This window comes from Pelatocladus sp. (assembly GCF_059505505.1).
In genome coordinates this window covers 13,264-30,213 of record NZ_JCACKS010000261.1, presented here as the reverse complement: position 1 = coordinate 30,213, position 16,950 = coordinate 13,264, and the positions used below count along the sequence as shown (strand labels likewise).

11 protein-coding genes are annotated in these 16,950 nt (G+C 39.6%); 5 read left to right on the top strand and 6 right to left on the bottom strand.

What is annotated here, in order from left to right; all coding sequences use genetic code 11:
- The first annotated feature begins 530 nt into the window (after window positions 1-530).
- Both AC5JMK_RS27490 and AC5JMK_RS27485 read left to right on the top strand, forming a co-directional pair.
- Window positions 531-965, top strand: coding sequence for a TM2 domain-containing protein (locus AC5JMK_RS27490; RefSeq protein ID WP_096677528.1), 435 nt, complete (start codon window positions 531-533; stop codon window positions 963-965).
- 155 nt (window positions 966-1,120) lie between these two features.
- Window positions 1,121-1,876: an RpnC/YadD family protein gene (locus tag AC5JMK_RS27485; RefSeq protein ID WP_495911435.1), complete on the top strand. Its 756-nt coding sequence runs from the start codon at window positions 1,121-1,123 to the stop codon at window positions 1,874-1,876.
- A 100-nt stretch (window positions 1,877-1,976) separates the two neighbouring features.
- On the opposite strand, the gene AC5JMK_RS27480 is transcribed toward AC5JMK_RS27485, so the two are convergent.
- A complete protein-coding gene (locus AC5JMK_RS27480; RefSeq protein WP_495911434.1) occupies window positions 1,977-7,796 on the bottom strand; it encodes an alpha-2-macroglobulin family protein in 5,820 nt (1,939 codons plus the stop codon).
- Window positions 7,797-8,076: 280 nt separating this feature from the next.
- Between AC5JMK_RS27480 and pbpC the strand changes: the two genes are divergently transcribed.
- Together pbpC and AC5JMK_RS27470 are read left to right on the top strand one after the other, a co-directional pair.
- The gene (pbpC, locus tag AC5JMK_RS27475) at window positions 8,077-10,428 is read left to right on the top strand and encodes a penicillin-binding protein 1C (RefSeq protein WP_495911433.1); all 2,352 of its coding nucleotides are present in this window, start codon (window positions 8,077-8,079) and stop codon (window positions 10,426-10,428) included.
- Between the two features lie 306 nt (window positions 10,429-10,734).
- Window positions 10,735-10,896, top strand: a complete 162-nt coding sequence (locus AC5JMK_RS27470) for a hypothetical protein (RefSeq protein ID WP_495911432.1) — start codon at window positions 10,735-10,737, stop codon at window positions 10,894-10,896.
- Window positions 10,897-11,375: 479 nt separating this feature from the next.
- Here AC5JMK_RS27470 and AC5JMK_RS27465 read toward each other — a convergent pair whose 3' ends face one another.
- From AC5JMK_RS27465 to AC5JMK_RS27445, 5 genes are all read right to left on the bottom strand, one after another.
- Complete coding sequence (locus AC5JMK_RS27465) at window positions 11,376-11,840, bottom strand: GNAT family N-acetyltransferase (protein ID WP_096677522.1); 465 nt, start codon at window positions 11,838-11,840, stop codon at window positions 11,376-11,378.
- Between the two features lie 24 nt (window positions 11,841-11,864).
- Window positions 11,865-12,023 (bottom strand): hypothetical protein, encoded by a 159-nt coding sequence (locus tag AC5JMK_RS27460; protein WP_495911431.1) that lies wholly within the window; start codon window positions 12,021-12,023, stop codon window positions 11,865-11,867.
- A gap of 24 nt (window positions 12,024-12,047) precedes the next feature.
- Entirely contained in the window at window positions 12,048-12,806 is a 759-nt protein-coding gene (locus AC5JMK_RS27455; protein WP_495911430.1) for a PIG-L deacetylase family protein, read from the bottom strand.
- Window positions 12,807-12,944: 138 nt separating this feature from the next.
- On the bottom strand, window positions 12,945-13,811 hold the full coding sequence (locus AC5JMK_RS27450; RefSeq protein ID WP_096677520.1) for a glycosyltransferase family 2 protein: 867 nt from the start codon (window positions 13,809-13,811) through the stop codon (window positions 12,945-12,947).
- A gap of 403 nt (window positions 13,812-14,214) precedes the next feature.
- Entirely contained in the window at window positions 14,215-15,081 is an 867-nt protein-coding gene (locus AC5JMK_RS27445) for a glycosyltransferase family 2 protein (protein ID WP_096677519.1), read from the bottom strand.
- A 569-nt stretch (window positions 15,082-15,650) separates the two neighbouring features.
- Between AC5JMK_RS27445 and AC5JMK_RS27440 the strand changes: the two genes are divergently transcribed.
- Complete coding sequence (locus AC5JMK_RS27440; RefSeq protein WP_096677518.1) at window positions 15,651-16,943, top strand: APC family permease; 1,293 nt, start codon at window positions 15,651-15,653, stop codon at window positions 16,941-16,943.
- Window positions 16,944-16,950: the final 7 nt, after the last annotated feature.

Here is a 16,950-nt window from a genome sequence, read left to right as displayed (position 1 = left end):
TTTGACCTAGAGGGGCGATTGAGTCTCGATTGCACACAGCATCTATCCTCACGTCCCTCCAGGCGCGATTGTGGTGGTAGTGGTAGTGAGGTGAACAAACCGACAAATAAACATATGTTTTTTCCTAATTTGGATGACCGTAAAAACTCAAAACCCTCCGAGATACTATCTGGAGGGTTGATTTGATGCTATCGAATTTCAAGTCAACGCGATCGCCTCACAACTCTCCTGAGTTGGTAGTAGTGGTGGTAGTTGTTCGGCGGACGTTTACTTGCATGGTGATTTAAAAACTTTAAATATTGCCCACTTAATTCCATTAAAACAAATCTCTGCTGAGTGTCAAGCTTTGTAGCATCTCGGCTCCATACCATAGCTCGATACCATCTAGTTCTGCTACCCAACTACGGTGATGCCAATATTAAAAGTATTAATTATAATACTTGGTTATCCAAGGTTTGCTTTGGTTATATTTTTTACATATAGCCACTTTCTAAACTTAAGCAAAAAATGTAGAAACGAGGTATGTCTATATGCGAGGTACAATTTTAAACTTCTCTATCCAGACCAACCAGGGTGTGATTTCTGGTGATGATGGAAAAAGATATGAATTCAGCGGCTCAGATTGGAAGTTGTCAACTGTTCCTGAGCAGGGTATTAGAGTTGATTTTGATACAGATGGTAGTAAAGCTTTAGCAATCTATTCAGATCCTACGGCATCTCAACAAATCAAAACACCAAAATCCCGAGTTTCAGCAGGTCTTCTAGCAATTCTGCTAGGTGGATTTGGTGTTCACTATTTCTATCTTGGTGCATGGGGATGGGGATTAATTTCCATACTGTTCTGTTGGACATACATCCCTGCAATTGTGGCATTAGTCTTTGGTGTTCACTATCTTGTTATTTCTGACGAAGAATTTAAAGGTATTTTGAGAAAAAGTAGAGAACCATTTTCATCTTGTTGGTAAAAATAATATTGTTTCCCATACCAGTAGTAGCCATAGCACTTGGAAAGCATCTCGGCTTAATACTTTATTGACGTACTCCCTGGACTAAAGCCGCAGGGATTCTCAAATGATGTTACGAGGCAACTAATCCTGTAGACTTGGGTTTACTGGGTAGAATGGCTACTACTCCCTGTTTTATCGAACCGTTCCGCAACCAACCCACGCCAACAGAAATACGAAATTGCTTACTGAAATTATTTCTGGTACACGCTGACTCTCAGCGCAAAGCCAAACGAGAAGAACAACGTAACATTCCTGAAACTGAACTTCCGCAATTGTGGATTCTTGCATCTTCAGCCTCAGATTCCATGATTAACGGATTTGGTGGCAAAGTACGTGATTCTTGGTTAGAAGGAGTCTACTTTTTACCAGATTATTTGAAGACAGCGATTATCGCCATCAACCAGTTACCCCGTAATCAGGAAACACTCTGGTTGAGAATTTTGGGTAAAGGTGCTGTACAGAAACAAGCAATTGATGAGGTAATTGCTTTACCTAACGATGATCCTTGGCGTTCCACAGCATTAAGGCTACTGGCAAACTGGAAGATTAACATAGAGATAAGCACAGATCAAGATGAAGAAGATCGGGAGTTGATTATGACATTATCACAAGCTTATTTAAAATGGGAAGAACAGACAGAACGCCGAGGGATTGAGCAGGGGATTGAGCAGGGGATTGAGCAGGGGATTGAGCAGGGACAACGCCTTGTAGTGGAAAATTTGCTCAAGGCGCGTTTTGGTGAACTCAATGATCAGCTTGTTGCGATTATCCCAGCTTTGCTAGAGTTACCACCGGAGGAATATACTCGTTTGCTGTTGCAATTGTCGCAAGAAGAGTTGGTGAATCGGTTTCGACGTTCAAAGAACTAACACATATAAATTGCAAAAGTGCCATAGCTCTGTTCACATCTGGTATTGTTCAACAATCAAGCGTTCGCGTAGCGTCTCCTTTGGAGAATCGCTCTTTTAACTATTTCTCCTCCAGTATCAATTTAGACTCCGCCGCCCGTCCAAATTCTTCTGGCGCGTATTGCAGGTGTGCTTCTGCACCGGGATAGCTGAAAGTGCCAGGTGTCACAGAACGCACTAAGTAATTAAGGTTGTAAACTCCGGGTTCCAAGTGATCTGCATAAGCAACAATGCGATCGCGATAGATTGTTTTATACCCAAGTTCCCAACTATCGGTAGGGGTTTGTAATGCAGAGTTGGCTGTTTGAAAACTTTCATCTACCGCCTCAAATCCTGCTGGGAGGGGATCTGTAATCACCACATGCTCTACAGGATGATCAGCAATGATTTCTAAACCAATGTCAAAAACTTGACCTGTTTTTAAAGACAATGGTTTATCAAGAGCGTAAATATTGGTTTTTTGCAGGATTTTTTGCTCATCAATACCGCGAATTGCCCGCGACACTCGTAACCCATTATACCTACCTGGTTGATTTCCTTGTAAGCGATAGCGGTAGGCGACGAGATAATGCAAATTCCCTTGACCGGATTTTTGCAGTTGCAAATCATGACGTCCACGGGGTAATCTATCCATAGGCACTTTGATCTCTGCACTAGGATTACTACCGCGTGTAAATTTTGCTTCTCCCAATTTCCTTCCAGCTAATTGCACAGTAGCAACAAAATTCGGCGATGTCGGTTCTAGTTGAGCGTATTCTACCAAAGCGGTTAGCGCTTGAGCGTTATCATAACTAGTTTGCCACGTGCCATCCCGTCGCAGTGAGAGTAGACTTTGCAAGAGTCTATCGATGATTTCTGGTTTAGCCTGTTGGGAAATAAACAACCGTAAAGCTTGCGCTTGCGCTGTTGTTGGTGAACTCATCCATCCCCAACTGCGGGGTAAACTGACAGTTGCGGTGCGACCAGTTTCATATATATATTGTTGTAGCTGCTTTAAAAGTAGCTGAGACTCGTCTTGCCATTCGCTCAACTGGGATAAATACCGCGCTAGTTTAATCAGGGTAACTGTATCCAAAGCTTGGCGCTGTTGATAAATATCTGTAACGAAAGTATTGCGTTTGTCTCCTAATTCTGATAAAGCGATTAAAGCGTTGAGTTGCATTTGGCTTTTGCAGGGTTGCTGTTTGCAAAACTCGTATTTTCCGGGGTTCGCCAGGATTTTTTGCAAATATCCTTTGAGGCGAGACACCATCGTGGTATCGATAAAATTAGGGAAGACTTGATTTGCTGTCGCTAAAGATTCTGCTGTGTAAGCAGAAATCCAAGGATCGGATTTTTCTTGTCCTGGGAAAGCAGCAAAACCACCATCGCTAAGTTGGAGTTTTTGTAATTTTTCAACAGCTTGGCGGATTTGGGGATCGAGGATCGGGGATTGAGGATTGGGATAAATATTAACGGAGAAATTGTTCCCCTTGTCCCTTTTCCCCTTTCCCCTTTCCCCTTTCCCCGCTCCCCATTCTTCCGAGAGAGTTTGCAGATTAGCAGCAATTAGCAACTGACTCGCCGCAGGTTCTGCAAATGGTAAGTCGTTATCCTGCCAAACTTCCTGCGCTGGTGCTTTAATTTCTGGTATGAGGGTACTGGCTAATTGAATATCTAAACCACCTTCTTGCGGAACGGTATTTTTCTCGACATTTAGAGGAATTTTGATTTGTTTGTTGGTTACGCCTGTTTCTACAACTTGTTCTGTAATCGTCAATGGCTGAATTTCCAAAGGTACTTCAAAGGCATCGACGGCGGTATTATTTAACTGAGTGGTAAAGCGAATCTGACTTTCTCCGACATTAGTTGCAACTATGGGGAAGCGGTAAGCTTGGGTTTGCAAATTTGTGGTTGTAGAGACGTTACATGTAACGTCTCTACAATTAGATTTCTTGCCAGTAAACTGGACTGTACCGCTAACTTCACCATTAATATTGAGATTTCCGGTCTTACCAGTGTTGTTTGTCACGGTTAAACCTGCTTGGAAGTTATCGCCGGGACGGGCAAATTGTGGTAGGATGGCGTTAGTTAATAATGGTTTTGTCGTCACAAAAGTACTTTCGCCATTACCAAAGCGCAGATTTCCGTCGGTAGCGACAACCATGACTCGCCACGTAGTTAAGTCATCTGGTAGTTTAAAGGTAACTTGGGCTGTCCCATCATCATCTGTAATCACAGAACCGTTGTAGTAAGCAAGTGCTTGAAAATCTTTACGGATGCGCGTATTTGCAGTACCAGCAGATAGCCCACCACCGTATCCCCAACCTTTGGGTTCAGCTAAAGAAGCTTGTTCTACGACGACTTGGGGACGATTATCACTAAAACGAGTTGCGATCGCCTGTTCGGCATATACTGTATTGACAAGATCCGGTGGACGATAACCAGAAAGTTGCAGTACTGCTTCATTCACCGCCATAATTGTAAGTTGTCCTTTGGCGGGGTTTCCTTGGTTGTCTTGGAGTTCTAGTTGCAGAGTTTGTTCTGTACCTGGTGCGATCGTTGTGAGTTGTGGTGTAACTTCCACCTTTAAATACTTGTCTTGTAAGTTGACTTTAAAAGGTGCAAAGCCAATTTTTACAAGTTTATCTATACTACCTGGTTCGACTTGATTAAGAGGTTTACCTTGTCTCACCAACACAACTTCGACGGCTGCATTTGGTAACATATCTGGAGTAACGGGAAACTGAATTTGTGGTGCGCCGCCTTTAATTTTGATAACTTGTTGATAAAGGGGTTTGTCTTTGATGACAGCAAAGTATAACTCACCTTCGGGATAGGGAGATTGAATTAAAGCGGTAGCAGTTTCACCAGGTTTAAATTCTTGTTTGTCGAGTTTAACTTCGATATGGTCACGTTCTTGTGAACCCCAGTATACCGGGTTTTCTCCGGTTGCCCAAATTTGTAAATCGGTGGAGAGGTTACATGTAACGTCTCTACAATCGCTGAAATTTGCTCGAATTCGGTAGGAACCAGATTCAGTTGGTGTCAAACTCACAGATTGGGGATTGTTTGCAGATGTAACTTCTGTTTGTCCGACTGTTTTATATTCAACTTGGTTTTTTGGCGTCCGACTACCTTCCACTACCTGAGTAACGCTATTGTATTTCATTTGTTGGAGTTCTAGACGCACCCGTTGACCTGATAGAGGTTTGCCTGTGGGGTCGGTTACAATGACTTCAATGGGGAAAGCTTTATCAGCTTCCGCGACAAAATTACTTTTTAATCCGATTAGGCGATCGCTCGGCAAAGCTGTAAATGTTTTAGAATTAGCGACAGCAAGATTAGAAACATCTGTAACTTCCACATCCACACGGTAAGTCATCGGATAAGGTAAATCTTTCGCCACTGTTATCGTTTGACTGGTTTTACCATTCGCATCAAGTTGAGTATTAGTTTGCAGAACATCACTTGTGATTGATGGAGGTTCTTCCGGCCAAAACCATTGTTTACCAAAACTAAATTCTTCCCAACCTTTAGGAACAAAATTAGCTTGTTGGCGAGTTACAAAATATTTAGCTTTACCTCCTTGGGTTGGCGCACCAAATAGATAGTTACTCGTAGCGTTAGCTTCTACTTTCTGATTAATTAAAGCAAATTCTTGATCTAAATTGAGTTCGACTTTAAAATTTGGTGGCTTAAACTCAGCTACACGAAACTCTCCTGTAATTTCTTTCCCATTCTGACCTTTAGCTTCAATTGTATAGTATCCCAAAGGCTGAGTTTTGTTGATGGGTAATTCAACAGAGAAAGTCCCAAATTCATTTGTCGTTTTCGTACCTAAATCTGTTTTTTGTCCATTTGAATTTACCAGAGTTAATTGGTAAGCAGAATTTTTATCCTGTTGGATGACACCATTTTGTAAATAATCAGCAAAACCAGTTAACCAAGCTTTTTCCCCTGGTTGATAAAGTTGTCGATCAGAAAATATTACTCCGCGTGATACTGGTTTCCCATCATTCCAATCTGCATAAATACCATAACCATAAGCACCACTATATTCTTCCGTTCTTGCAAAAGCCCAATCTTGATTTTCCCGTGCAATGACTAACAATTGTGGTGGAGTCACAAAACTTTGCTGACTATCGAAACATTGCTGTAAATCTTCCTTTTGTAACCTCAAACTTCCATTTTCATCAGTTTTACCTGACGCACAAGATACAGGTTGAGGGCGAGATTTCGCCTCTAACTTTGATGGATAAATTTGAATATCAGCAGCTTTCACAGGCGAACCATCAGCAAGATGATGTACTCTAATCAAACCCGCATCAGGAAACCACTGACTAAACACACCCAAATTCGTTAACTGTACCAAACCATAAGTAGTGGGTTCTCGCCACACATTCTTACCATTTTCCTGATATTTATTAGTACGCGCCTGCACTCCATAAGCTAACATCCCAGTGACAGATTTTAGCTTTTCTCGTAAAGGTACATTTACCTCAAGTGACTGATTTTTCTTACTTGCTACCTTAAAACTCTGCCAATCAGAAAGTTTTGGTAATAAATCATTACTATCACCTTTGGGATAAGCAGAATTAAAGTAAACTAAATCTGTTGGTTTCACTACCCGATAAGCAGCTTTATACTTTGCTTCAGGAAGATTCACCGTCGCGATATTGAGTTGTAAATCTTTACCCGCAGGGAAAATATTTAAACCATCAGGAACCCAAATATCTCCTGCTAAATCTCCAGTGTTATACTTGACCGTAACTGGTTTACCTAAAGTTTGTCCAAATTGGTCTTTGAGATTACCACCAATCGTAATTGTATAATTAGTAGTTGGTTCTAAAGCATAAGGATTGATACTGATAATCTTGTTTTTATCATTAGCTTGAATCAAACGCGGAATTGACTTCGGTGCTGGATTAATTTGAATATTTTCAATAGCCGTATCTGCAACCAAGCCATTGTTAAACTCTAACTGTGGACTACCTTTGACAAACCTACCGTAAGCACCCGCAGCATCTGGTTGTCCATAAAATTTAATTCCCTGAAACGCCAAAGGTGCATAGGTACTCACCTTGCTCACAAAGGATTTATCACTCGCTAAATTCCCATAAGCTGGACGGATACCCTGAGCAAATTCTAAGCGGTAATTAGTAGCTTTTTCTAAACTTTGCTGTGGTACAAGATTATAAATCCAATTTTTGGCTGAAGGGTCGAATTTTTCTAGAGGATCTTGACTTTCTCCTGGTTTATCTTCTTTTGCTAATTCGACTTTGAAACCTACACCTTTATTTTTACCATCGGGAATTAACTGTACATGCTCTTTTACGGAAGCTAAATCCAATTCTACATTAGAAGTAACTTGTAACTTCGGCTGTAAATCAATCGGTTCCGCCTCAGATTTTTCTACCGGATTTTTTCCAGGTAAATTAGTTAGTTTAATCGGTTCTGTATTAAAAGTCCAAGCTAAATCTTTCTCTAAGCGATGATTTTTTAAATCAGTCAAACCAGCCTTGAGAGTAACTTGAAATCTCGTCGCTTTTGGCAAAGCCTTATCCATTTGAAATCCTACCATACGCGGCGTTAAAAACCGAAACTGTCCCGGTAAAGGCGGCTCAAGCGCAAACTTTTGTAATAAATTCTGCTGTTCTGGACTATCCAAACTCTCAATTGGAATTAAAGCTTCTTTAAATCGAATCCGAACTTGATTCAAAGGTGCAGCTTCTCCAACCGGACTAATTTGTTCAATCCATGCTGGTAATTGCGGTAAAGGTAAAGCCGCCACCTCTGGTAATCTTTCTTTACCAGCATTAATCCCAAATATATTACACCCTGCTATTGTGATACTCAAAGTGAAGAATAGCAAGAATTTTATTAAAACTCTGATGAGCATATCTCAGTAATTAATATATAGTTTTCTTGGTGTCTTTGTGTCTTAGTGGTTCAATAAGAAATTTTATTAACCACCAATACAGCAAGACAGCAAGTAAAATTGTTATGCTTTACATTGATAACACTAACAAGACAATTTGTTCCAGAAAGTCATCACAAATTTTGCAAAGTTAAGTATTATTTAATTTTGGGAATTTTTAAAACCTGCAAACATTTCCCGATGGAACTAAAAATCCTACGCAAAAATTAATATAAGTTTTTCCCAGATAAAGAATTGACTGATGAAAAAAGCGAAGAGATTGCTAATCCCAATCAAGCAGAAAATTTTGCATCAACTCAACCGCAAAACAAGCAAAATTATCCTAACTTTACTATTAATCTGTTTTCTTATCCGTTTAATACCTTATTTAGTCCCAATCCGTGCCAATGATATTTTACAAACACAACTGGCATTAGAGTTTAGCGATCGCAATGGATTACCATTAGGAACAATCCTCACCCGTGATCAAGAGCATACAGCAGTAGTACCACTCAATCAAGTTTCTCCCCAGTTTATCCAAGCAATCTTAGCTGCTGAAGATAGCCAATTTTATCATCATGGGGCGCTGGATCTAAAGGCAGTTGCCCGCGCTGTCAAAGATGCAATTCAAACCAAAAAAATTGTTTCCGGTGCTTCTACAATTACCATGCAACTAGCGCGGATGCTAGATAACCCTCCGCGTAACCTGTCAGGTAAAATTCAGGAAGTTTGGTTAGCTTGGCGATTAGCAGCAGGAATGAGTAAAGATGAAATTCTCGCTGCTTATATCAATCGTCTACCAATGGGTGGTAATGTTTATGGTGTGGAAGCTGCTGCTCGTACCTATTTTTCCATACCAGCGAGTGATCTTAATCTTGCTCAAGCCAGTCTTTTAGCTGCTATTCCTAATAATCCCACTTATTTTGACCCACTGCAACATCGAGAACGTCTCAAACAACGCCAAAAATATGTTCTCAATCGGATGATACAGGATGGGTATATTAAAGATAGTGCGATCGCTCAACGTGCATATAATGAAGAAGTTGCTTTTCAGTCGCGCCAAAAAGGAATTTTTGCTGCACCACACTTTTTGTTTTGGTTAGCAACTCAGCAAACCACCCCACCCCGTCCGATTGGACACCCCTCCCCGCAAGCGGGGTGGGGTTCCTCTCCCATCCGTACAACAATAAATAAACCTTTACAACAATTTGTCGAAGCACAGGTACAGCAAGTACTTTCCTCCCTCGCTGCGAATAACGTTCACCACGCAGCAGCTTTAGTCATAGACAACCACACAGGCGAAGTTTTAGCCTATGTCGGTTCACCGAATTATTTTGATGAAGCAAAGTTGGGGCGCAATGATGGAGTACAGGCGCTACGTCAACCAGGATCTACCCTCAAACCTTTTTTGTATGAATTAGCTTTAGAAAAAGGTGTAATTCGCCCAAATACTATTTTGGCAGATGTACCTGCATACTATGCGATTCCTGGTGCAAAAGTTTACAATCCCACAGATTATAATGAAAGTTTTCTCGGTCCTGTGCGAGTACGAATCGCGTTGGCGAATTCTCTCAATATCCCAGCAGTCAGGGTGTTAGAAAAGGTAAGCGTTGAGACTTTTTTAAGTCGTTTACATGAATTAGGATTTGCACATTTAAATCAAACCCCAGAATACTATGGACTCGGTTTAACTTTGGGTAGTGGCGAAGTCAGTTTATGGGAACTAGCCCAAGCTTACCTCACAATGGCACGTCAAGGACAACCCACACCATTAGTAACCACAATTTCCCCTTCCCCGATCTCCATTAAGAGTTCCCGCCATCAGAAGACATGGCAATTAATCACTGATATGCTGAGTGATAACCATGCCCGTGCCACAGCTTTTGGTGTAGACTCGGTGTTAAATTTGCCTTTTCCAGCAGCTGTCAAAACAGGCACTTCTTCTAATTTTCGCGATACTTGGACAGTTGGCTTTACTGGTGATTACACAGTTGCTACCTGGATAGGTAATTTCAACGGCGAGCCGATGCGGCAAGTATCAGGTGTTACCGGAGCCGCACCTCTATGGAATCGGATGATGTTGCACTTACACGAACATCACCAACCCGCTAAATTTCCAGTTCCAGAAGGGTTAGTACAATTACCAATTTGTGCATTTTCTGGGTTAAAACCAACACCAGATTGTGTATCAGTAGTTGAGGAATATTTTTATCCAGAAGATATTAGCGCTTATAAACATCAAACTAATTTCACTTTATCTAGCCAGTATAATGATTGGTTAGCCAAACAACCACAGTCTAACTTTGGTTCTGACAAACTGAAAATCTTGTCTCCTCGTAATGACGATTTATTCTTGCTGTCTCCTGGTGAAGAAGGACAACAAAAATTAGAGTTCAAGTTAGCAGGAACCTCATCTGAGTCTGTAGAGTGGTGGTTGAATGGTGAAAAACTGACGACAAATTCAACTCAGTCTTTGTTTTGGCGTCTACATCCCGGTAACTGGACTTTGTCAGTTAAAAGTGGCGATTTAACTGACAGCGTAACTTTTCAAGTTGAGTTAGCTAAGACAACACCCCCACGTCGAGGTTTTTCTGTCGTTAATTCTCAAAGATAGGGCGATCGCCAATAATCCATAATTTTATATACCAGAAAAACGTTATTATCCTTACAATCTCAAGCTTATTTAATCGTTTTTCCGGAAACAGACATTAAGAAACGGATGATATACATTAAGGATGAAGATTTTAAGTTCATCCACATCTGTAGGTATAATCCTGTTGCTAGACAGAGTAATACCATAATCCGCCTCAATATCCATAGCTAAGACAGATGCGGTAACTTAAGCAGAGTATTTACTATTGATTTTGAGATTTATTTCGTTAAAATTACTGTTCTATCTAAAAAACCCAAGGTGAGTACAATGACAACTACACAAATTGACTTAAACAAAAAAGCACCCAAATCCACAAAGAGAAAACAGTCTTTTCGCAATGTGGATATTGGTACTCCTTTAAAACCAGTACGTCAACGCCAGAAAAAGCAAGAATACGAAGCACTCAGTGACTGGTCACATGCTAGTTAATATATTTTGGTCATTTTTTCAATTTTCTCACCCACTAACAGCTAATTAATATGCAGGTGTTGCAGTCATCGCTAACCAAAGACTTAACACTAAAATTAGCAGACTGATTTTGACAACTAGGTAAATGATGTTTTCTGGTATGGGAATATCGTACATAATTTCTACCCCCTTTCCTGCCCATAGCTTTGAAGAGTTTGTAGTGTAGATCTGAACTCTTTCAAACTTGTATATTTATATTTTCTATTAAAATTGAATCGAGCAAAATCTAAAGTAAAGCTTAAGTAAAAATATTTAATATATTTACATATAGTATGTAAATTTAATCGTTATTTGCGATCGCGTAGCGGCTGCTTTGCAGCATCGCCTTCACGTTTGTGGTGAATGGCTTCCCATTCATAAACAACATCACGACGTTGATCACAAATGTCGCGATGTTCTCTATGAATAAGACGATTTTTGTGATGTTCATCGCTGTTTTATCAACTGATATTTTTATCCATACGATAATTAATCAACTTTACACCCCGACGTTCTACTGTTTGTTGATTTATAACTTGAAATCCTTTATGCTCAAAAAAAGCTTTAGCAGTAATACTTACTTCTGCAAATAGTCTTTTTATTCCTAGTTCTTCTGCCTGGGTTTGTAGAGTATCTAAAAGTTTACTCCCTACCCCCATCCGTTGAAAATCCTTATGGCAATAAAAACAATCTATATGTCCATCAGGTTCTAGTTGAGCAAACCCAATAATTTTTTCATCTAATTCTGCGACATAACTCATCTTGGAATTTAAATGTTTATTCCATCTTCGATAATCCATGTATTGAGGCGCCCATGCATCTACTTGCTCTGGGGTATAATCTCGAATATTAATATTGTGGACAGTATCATAAAATAACTGCATAATTTCTTGCGTATCTTGATGATGAAATTTTCTGATATTCATAAAAATTTATTAACTAAGCCAACGTCATAATAGAACTAAAAGCCCCATCATCAGCAATGCTTGACGATGTATCAAAACAACGAACACAAAGGTTGATAGCACAATTGCGATCGCTTGGCGTGGAACCTGATTTAACTTAAACGGCGTATAATAAAGGACACCAAGCAATAAAGCTGGTGTCATTGAACTTACTCTTAAGTTTGCAAATTAGCTTTGAAAATATATTTCCTTAGATTTAAAAAATCGTTTGATAAAGGTACGAGGAAAGATGTGATGTTGGGAACGATAGACTTGGATAGCTTGTCGTTTTTTTTCAATCACAGACTTTATAGGTAAGATATAAGACTGACCTAACTTTTGTAGATCTATTTGAAAAAGCACTGGCCTTCCCCAAAATAACCAGACTTGATATTGAAAAAGTTGAGCTTTAATTCCAGATTTGCTCAATGCATCTTTCACTAAATCATAAGTAGCTTCATGATCTGGATGCTGATCTTTGTGATGGGGAACATAGACTTCCTCCGGTTGAAAGGACTGCAATAGTTGAATTAACTGATTGATAGTATGCAGTTTCTGTTCATGAGACAATTGCTTTAATTCACCATCAGGTTGGTCGATAAAATATACATCTGATGCTGCAACACCCAATATATTTAGTGCTTCTTGAGCTTCTTGTTTGCGAACTTGAACAATATCTTCTGGTTTGATGTGCAAATAGGATTTATGTCCATCAGTCAGAAAAGCAACTTTGACTGGAACTCCAAGTTCACGTTTGAGCGCAATTAAACCACCACAACCTAAAGTTTCATCATCTTGATGAGGAGCAAACACTAATGTTGATTTCTCAGTCACTGTTAGCGTTTGACTTTTTTTCGGTAAAATCCAATCAAATAATATTTCTACTTCAATAAATTGCAAAGTATTTGAAAGCTTTCCTAATATTTGAGAAGTTATCTTTGTTAACATGTTACAGATTATAAAAAGATTAGTATTCAGGAAGTCGTAGCAGAGGTTTAGTATCTCTAAACCTCTACTCAATATTGCCGCAATCGAGCTTGAGACAGTAAAAATTTCTGTTTGGCAATATTACATTTTCAGAAACAATTAAAGCGGTAAATATTGATACTTAATACAACCCCATAATTGCCCTCCACGCCAAGCCAAACTGATTAACCATTTGGTGAAACTTTCTTTGTCACGTATTTGCAAAAATAACATTTGAAAAGTCAGTATTACTGATGTTTTTAACAAAGTTTTCCATGTCACCAGTTGCGGCATACCAAGAGGTCGATGTTTTTTATACACTAAGATTCCACCTTTGCCCACAATCCAACTACGGTGATATATGCTGGCTAAACTATTACGCAATCGAATATGAGCGATCGCATCTGGTACGTAGTGAAGTTTAGTTCCTACATAACTTACTCTCCAGCAATAGTCTACATCTTCGCTTTGATATAGCGTTTCATCAAAACCACCAATTTTTTCATGAATGGCACGTTTGATGCCTAAATTGCCGCTACCTGCAAATGGTAGGTAGTATGTATTTTCCATCACTCCACTACCATTTTCAAGTTGATAAGACTTTACTACCCAGGAATTATTTAACTTGTTGTAATCATCATGGCCAGCAACAAAGTCGTATTTGGAAAGTGCTTCCCCCATTGCTGCTAACCATCCAGGCGCAACTTCATCATCAGCATCAATGAATAATATAGCTTCACCCTCTGCTGCTTTTGCACCAACATTGCGAGCATGTGATGCACCTATACGATCAGATGCATCGACGATACGCAAATTAGGTATAATCATCTGATATTTTTCTACAATTGATAATGTGCTGTCACTCGAACCATTATCAGAAATGATCACTTCCCATGCTTGTGACCATTGTTGATGAGTAAGTGCTTCAAGTTGAACAGCTATAGTTTTCTCAGCATTTAAACACGGTATAACGACACTTACCTTCATAACAAGTAGTGCTCTCTTGAATTCACATCTATACATAAAAATATATAATTAATACTCCCTAGTTAAACAAAAAAGTTTCAATTTATCGGATAAATTTATGTATGACGTGAACAATAAAAGAGTCCTAATTAATACGGTTCAAATAAGCACATTGTCATCTAAAACTTTTTTTGGGAATGCATCTTTCTAAAGTCAGATTTCAATGAATCTAAAAAATATGAATGGGAGTATCACAAATGTTCAAAAATGCCTGCGATTTCAATCACAGGCTAAGAGTAAAAGTCGGTTTCAATCGACTGTTTTGTGGTATTTAAGTCCGTTTTAACAGACTTAAACTATTAGCTCTGAACTTTAGTTCAGAGCGGTTTATATCTAGAAGAAAATAGCCTTGGTTTAAAAATGCCTAGATAGGCAGATATTTATACTTGATACAACCACGTAGCTGTCCTCCACGCCAAGCAAAACTCATCAACCATCTAGCGAAACTTTCTTTAGTACGGATTTTTAGAGACAAAAGTTGCAAAACCAAAATCACTGGAGTTTTCAGAAACACTTTCCAAGGCATTAATTGTGGCATACCCAATTTTCTATGCTTTTTATATAGTAATGCCTCACAAGTACCCATCGTCCAAGCTCTTTTATATAAAGCTTTGAGGTTAGTGCGTAGACGGATATGAGCGATCGCCTCTGGTGCGTAATGAAGTTTTGCTCCTGCTTGTTGCACTCTCCAACAGTAATCAACATCTTCTACTTGCAGCAGTGTTGTATCAAACCCATTGATCGCATGATGAAGTGAACGCTTAATTCCCAAATTACCACCACCTGCAAATGGTAAGTACGGATTTGGTACAATTCCTGATGACCAGTCTTCTACTTGATACCATTGTCTGACTTCCAGGTCATTCAGCTTTTTGTATTCATGTCTCCCGGTGACGAAATCGTATTGGGAAAGTGCTTCACCCATCGCTGCTAACCATCCAGGCGCAACTTCATCGTCTGCATCAATAAATACCAGTGATTCACCTTTGGCAACTTCTGCGGCTAAGTTGCGAGCGTTGGCTGCTCCTTTGCGATCAGATGCATCAATGATGCGGAGATTTGGTAATGATGCTTGATACTGTTCTACTATAGATAGCGTATTGTCAGTGGAACCGTTATCAGCAATAATCACCTCCCACGACTGTGACCATGTTTGATGAGCCAGTGCCTCAAGTTGAACAGCTATAGTATCCGCAGCGTTTAAACACGGTATAATTACGCTTATCTTCATAAATTAAAAAATACAAATGTAAGTAAATATCGCTAATTAAAAATATATAAGTAATTGCCCGTAACGGATCAACCAAAAATCGTCATCTAGGTAAATTTTACAAAGTCTATAAAAAACTAATTGAACATCAAGAACTAGTAAATAAATTATTTTGGCAAATAATTTAGAGCAACCAATACCAAAAATTTACACATGTAAAAATAATTTTGGTACATTTTGTGCTGTGAAGTTTTAGAGGATGTTTGAAAAGTCCTCTTGTCGGTAGCAAAACGTTCTAGATCCCCCTTGCAAAGGGGGACTTTGATTCCGTTTCCCGCTTACAAAGGGGGTTTTCAAACATCCTCTTAATGAGTATCAATAGTTTTAATTTTCCGATTTTTCAAAATCATAATTAAAATTGATAATTCTAACAGTAAAAAATTATGTTTTAGTTAAGAGTGACATTTATTTAAGTAAAAATTGCAGAGCAAGATTCCCAACTTCTTTAAGAAGTCTGGGATCTTGTTATATATAAATAAATACCAGCGTTCCTGTAGTCACCTGATCTGGACAAGGGGATAGAAAAAACTATGTCTGTAAGTAATCCACAACCACAATTAAAACGAGAGTTAGGGGTGTTTGGTGCTACTCTCATGGGACTAGGTTCGATTGTTGGTACAGGTGTATTTGTGAGTATTGGGATTGCAGCTGGAATTGCTGGGCCGGCGGTAATTTTAGCTGTAGCAATCGGGGCGGTTGTTGCTACTTTTAATGGACTCAGCAGCGCCCAACTAGCTGCGAATCACCCCTTGAGTGGTGGTAGTTATGAATATGGTTATAAATATTTGACTCCAGCTTTTGGTTTTACTGCTGGGTGGATGTTTTTGGTAGCTAAAACAGCTTCTGCTGCTACTGCTGCTTTGGGTTTTGCTGGCTACTTATTAAATATTGTGAGTGTAAATTCTCGCTGGGTTGTTGCGATCGCTATTTTGGCTGTAGTAGTCATGACACTGATAGTCTTAAATGGTATCCGTCGCTCAAATTTTGCCAACATCGCGATCGTATCTGTGACTCTTTTGTCTTTGGTGTTTTTGATTCTGGCTTGTCTTCCCAGTGCTATCCAAGGAAGTGTTGAGAACTTTACACCTTTTTTTAGAGGTTCTTTAGCAGATGTTCTTCATGCTAGCGCATTGATGTTTGTTGCTTATACAGGTTATGGTCGGATTGCGACTTTAGGAGAAGAAGCGCGATCGCCAAGACAAACAATTCCCAAAGCCATGATAGTTTGTTTGTTGCTGACGATGCTGCTTTATATAGCAGTAGCGACAGTTACGATTGGAGCTTCTGGGGTAGATGTTTTAGCTGATGCTGTCCAGCAAACAAAAGCTGCACCTTTGGAAGTGGTAGCCCGAAATATTACTGGCGTTGGCGGTGCTTTCGTACTAGCCATTGGGGCGATGACAGCGATGTTAGGTGTACTGCTGAACTTGATTTTGGGCTTATCCCGTGTATTGCTAGCGATGGGACGTCGCCACGACGCACCCAGATTTTTAGCACGTTTAAATCAACAACAAACTACTCCCTATTGGTCTGTAATCATCATAGGAGTTGCGATCGCTCTTTTGGTACTAGTCGGTAATGTTAAGACAACATGGTCTTTTAGTGCTTTTAGCGTCCTAATTTACTATGCAATCACTAACTTTGCTGCTTTACAATTGAGTCCCCAAGAACGACTATATCCCAGATGGATAGCTGTTCTGGGTCTTTTATCTTGCCTATTCTTAGCTTTTTGGGTAGAATCTTCAATCTGGCAACTAGGTTTAGGATTGATTGTTGCTGGGTTAATTTGGCATCAAGTGAGGCGAGGGATTGGTAGTACTTAGTGGCACA

Excerpts from the sequence above, each read along its gene's own strand:
- AC5JMK_RS27450 (WP_096677520.1), bottom strand. The coding sequence starts at position 13,811 with ATGAAGGTAAGTGTCGTTATACCGTGTTTAAATGCTGAGAAAACTATA.
- AC5JMK_RS27455 (WP_495911430.1), bottom strand. The coding sequence starts at position 12,806 with ATGTTAACAAAGATAACTTCTCAAATATTAGGAAAGCTTTCAAATACT.
- AC5JMK_RS27470 (WP_495911432.1), top strand. The coding sequence starts at position 10,735 with ATGACAACTACACAAATTGACTTAAACAAAAAAGCACCCAAATCCACA.
- pbpC (WP_495911433.1), top strand. The coding sequence starts at position 8,077 with ATGAAAAAAGCGAAGAGATTGCTAATCCCAATCAAGCAGAAAATTTTG.
- AC5JMK_RS27490 (WP_096677528.1), top strand. The coding sequence starts at position 531 with ATGCGAGGTACAATTTTAAACTTCTCTATCCAGACCAACCAGGGTGTG.
- AC5JMK_RS27485 (WP_495911435.1), top strand. The coding sequence starts at position 1,121 with ATGGCTACTACTCCCTGTTTTATCGAACCGTTCCGCAACCAACCCACG.
- AC5JMK_RS27460 (WP_495911431.1), bottom strand. The coding sequence starts at position 12,023 with ATGACACCAGCTTTATTGCTTGGTGTCCTTTATTATACGCCGTTTAAG.
- AC5JMK_RS27445 (WP_096677519.1), bottom strand. The coding sequence starts at position 15,081 with ATGAAGATAAGCGTAATTATACCGTGTTTAAACGCTGCGGATACTATA.
- AC5JMK_RS27465 (WP_096677522.1), bottom strand. The coding sequence starts at position 11,840 with ATGAATATCAGAAAATTTCATCATCAAGATACGCAAGAAATTATGCAG.
- AC5JMK_RS27480 (WP_495911434.1), bottom strand. The coding sequence starts at position 7,796 with ATGCTCATCAGAGTTTTAATAAAATTCTTGCTATTCTTCACTTTGAGT.
- AC5JMK_RS27440 (WP_096677518.1), top strand. The coding sequence starts at position 15,651 with ATGTCTGTAAGTAATCCACAACCACAATTAAAACGAGAGTTAGGGGTG.